Annotated in this window: 3 protein-coding genes; all 3 read left to right on the top strand. The window is 60.7% G+C overall.

The window, feature by feature from the left end; all coding sequences use genetic code 11:
• Positions 1-152 precede the first annotated feature (152 nt).
• The 3 genes from BM225_RS22255 to BM225_RS21385 are packed head-to-tail and all read left to right on the top strand — an operon-like array spanning position 153 to position 3,315.
• On the top strand, positions 153-1,397 hold the full coding sequence (locus BM225_RS22255) for a tyrosine-type recombinase/integrase (RefSeq protein ID WP_092465530.1): 1,245 nt from the start codon (positions 153-155) through the stop codon (positions 1,395-1,397).
• Complete coding sequence (locus BM225_RS21390; protein WP_092465529.1) at positions 1,391-2,305, top strand: tyrosine-type recombinase/integrase; 915 nt, start codon at positions 1,391-1,393, stop codon at positions 2,303-2,305. The genes BM225_RS22255 and BM225_RS21390 overlap by 7 nt, the downstream gene beginning before the upstream one ends.
• Positions 2,302-3,315 carry a tyrosine-type recombinase/integrase gene (locus BM225_RS21385; RefSeq protein WP_092465528.1) on the top strand — a complete coding sequence of 338 codons (1,014 nt, stop codon included), beginning with the start codon at positions 2,302-2,304 and terminating at the stop codon, positions 3,313-3,315. Before BM225_RS21390 ends, BM225_RS21385 begins: the two co-directional genes overlap by 4 nt.
• The last annotated feature ends 74 nt before the right edge of the window (positions 3,316-3,389 follow it).

The following is a 3,389-nucleotide window of genomic DNA, read 5'->3' as shown; positions in this document are numbered from 1 at the left end:
AATTATGCAGGGCGCATGATTATGCGGAGTCCGCAAGCAGAGGCAATTTTTCTTTTTCTTTTTCTGTAGGTTATAGCGCTCGCCCATCTATCTCGCTATGCATAATTAGTGTCGTCTCTCGGCATTGCTTTGACGTTGAGAGGAGACCACATATGCCAAAGTCGATGGAAGTATTGCCAGCTTGCGTTCAGCTGATGAACCCTGGTGCCTTGAGGCCGTTCGTGGAGGAATTCGCGATCAGCTTGTTGAACCTGGGGCATAGCCGCCTGACAGTGTCAGGCTACGAAGCCTCAGCTCGGCACTTCGGACACTGGCTGCAGAGCAGCAAGATCGCAGTCGATGAGATCGATGAAGGTGTCGTGGGCCGTTTCGCGCGGCATCGATGCCGTTGCCCTGGTGGCCGACGTACCGCTCGCCTGTCCACCAAATACGTGAACCGGGTCCGGCGGTTCTTGGATTTCCTCGTGGAATGCGGGCAAGTGGCGCCATTGAAAGAGGAAGTGAAGTGCGCCCACGACGACCAGATCCTGGCCTTTCAGACTTGGCTGAGACGGCACCGGGGTATTTCGGAGCGCATAATCCATCGCCATGGCCGAATGGTCGTCCGATTGCTTCCCGCCTTGGGCCCTGAACCAGAGCAATACGATGCCGGTCTCATTCGGCAAGTGATCATGGAGCAAGCGCAGCGAAGTTCGCGATCAAACCTCAAAACGATGACAATGGCACTGCGGGGGTATCTCAAATACCTGGCTGCCCAAGGTTTATGCCGACCGGGGCTCGATCGGGCCATACCGATCATTCCGCAATGGCGGCTGTCGACATTGCCACGCTTTATCTCCTCAGCTGAGGTTGATCGGATGATTGCATCATGCGATGTCACGACGCCGAAGGGAACCCGCGACCGCGCGGTGCTGCTGTTACTTGCCCGTCTGGGGCTGCGCGCCGGCGACATTTCGGACATGCGTCTCGACGACATCGACTGGCGAGAGGGAACCCTGCGTGTCCGCGGCAAAGGACGCCGCGAGATCCGGCTTCCGCTGCCCCAGGACGCCGGCGACGCGATCATTGGCTATCTGCGTGATGTGCGCCCCCAAGTTGCCTGCGACCAGATCTTCCTGCGCACCGTTGCCCCCTTTCGGCCATTAGCAGGCTCAAGTGTATCAAGCATCGTTAATCATGCGCTTGGGAGTGCGGGTATCGAGAATGCCCCATCCCGGGGTACCAACTTGCTCCGTCACTCGGCTGCGACAAGCATGCTTCGGGGCGGTGCCACTTTGGATATGATCGGAACCGTGCTGCGCCATCGGTCGGTCGACACGACCGCCCATTACGCGAAGGTGGACGTTAGTATGCTGCTTCGGGTTGCCCAGCCTTGGCCGGGAGGTGCAGCATGCTGAGCCAGAACCTCGCAAACCATGCGGAACTTCAACATAAGCTGGGGTTCAAGTTCCGGGTACAGCATACCCTGTTGAAGAGTTTCGTTGCCTTCGCGGAGGGGCGTGGCGATCGGTATGTTCATACTGCGCGCGTGCTTGAATGGGCGGCGTTCGCGCCTTCGCCACGGCAGCGCCGCAACCGATTGCTAACAGTTCGCCGTTTCGCACTGGCGCTGTCGGCCGAGAACCGGCGTCATGAGATCCCGCCCGCTGACGCTCTGGGCCACGGCCCATCGGAGCGACGGATTCCGTATATCTACAGCGCGGACGAGATCGCCGCACTGATGCAGGCTGCCTCTTCACTCAAACCGACGAGTTCGATCAGGCCGCAGATGTACGAGACCCTGTTCGGCTTGCTTGCCGCAACCGGCATGCGCATTTCTGAAGCTCTCGCTCTTCGGCTCGATGATGTAATTGCCGATGGCTTGCTCATCCGGCAGACAAAGTTCCAGAAGAGCCGGTTGCTGCCACTCCATCGAACGACATGGGACGCCTTGGATCGCTATTTGCTGGCGCGCCGCCGGGTCGGGACATTGAATAGCGCGCTGTTCGTTTCCGCAGCAGGCACGCCGCCAGCCTACAGTACCGTGATAGCCGTTTTTCTCCAGCTCGCGCGCTCGATCGGCCTGCGCGGAGGCCCCGGCCAGCCGGGGCCCTGTATTCATGATCTTCGGCACACCTTTGCCGTTCGATCCTTGGAACAGTGCGGGCAAAATCGCGATGCTGTCGACCGCCATATCGTAGCCCTCAGCACCTACCTCGGCCATGCCCACGTCACCGACACCTATTGGTACCTGCAGGCGACACCAATCCTCATGAGGCAGATCGCTGCGGCTAGCGAGGCCATGCATAAAGGAGCTGTCTCATGACCGCGCTGGCTCCGCATCTCACCGCTTTCTTGCGCGCGCACTTGCCGCACGAGAGGCGGGCGAGTCCGCATACATGCGCGGCCTACGCCTACAGCTTTCAGCTGCTGCTTTCCTTCGCGGCGGCTCGGTTGCGGGCCACCCCGTCCAGCATGCAGATTGAACAGCTCGATCCTCCACTCATTCTCGCTTTCCTGGAGTACATTGAGGACAGTCGCGGCAACTCGGCGCGCACCCGCAACGCCCGGCTTGCCGCCATCAAAGCTTTCTTCCGCTTCCTCGAGTATCGGCTTCCGTCTTGTCTGGATCAGGCGCACCGGACCCGGGCACTCCCGATGAAGAAGGTTGACGAGACCCTCGTCAGTCATCTCACCCGCGAAGAGATGCAGGCTCTGCTCGACGCTCCGGACACGCGCCGGGTCTCCGGCCTCCGCGATCGGGCGATGCTGCATCTGGCCTTCGCTGCCGGGCTGCGCGTATCCGAACTCGTCAGTCTCCGCACCGACCAGATTGACCGTCAGGCGGCCGCCAGCATCCACGTCATGGGCAAAGGACGCCGCGAACGCGTGCTGCCCCTCTGGAAGGAAACTGCAGCGGCGCTGAAGGCTTGGCTGGCGGCCCGCCCGGCGAGTGGCGACGCCGAACTCTTTCTCAATGCGAAAGGACGTGCGATGACTCGGTCCGGGTTCGAGTACATTCTGACCAAGCACGTCGTTACCGCGGCGCAAAAGCAGCCCTCCATTTCCGACAAGCGCGTCACCCCCCATGTTCTGCGTCACACCTGCGCCATGCACACGCTGCAGGCGACCCGGGATGTCCGCAAAGTCTCGCTTTGGCTCGGTCACGCCAGCCTCCAAAGCACGGAAGTCTACCTGCGAGCCGACCCGACCGAGAAGCTCGAGGCGCTCGCTGCGATGGCGCCGCCGTCACTAAAGCCGGGTCGCTTCCGCGCTCCCGACGAGCTGCTGGCTATGCTGAAGTCCGTCGGCCGATCAGCAGATTATGTCGAGTGATTTCTGCTAAAAACACCGCAGTCGGCAAGCCGTTGCCGCTGCGGACTCCGCATAATCATGCGCCCTGCATAATT

The sequence above is a fragment of the Donghicola eburneus genome, from assembly GCF_900115865.1.
In the GTDB taxonomy this organism is placed as follows: Bacteria; Pseudomonadota; Alphaproteobacteria; order Rhodobacterales; family Rhodobacteraceae; genus Donghicola; species Donghicola eburneus.
Note: the sequence above shows the minus strand (reverse complement) of the source record. Positions and strands in the feature narration are given on the sequence as shown.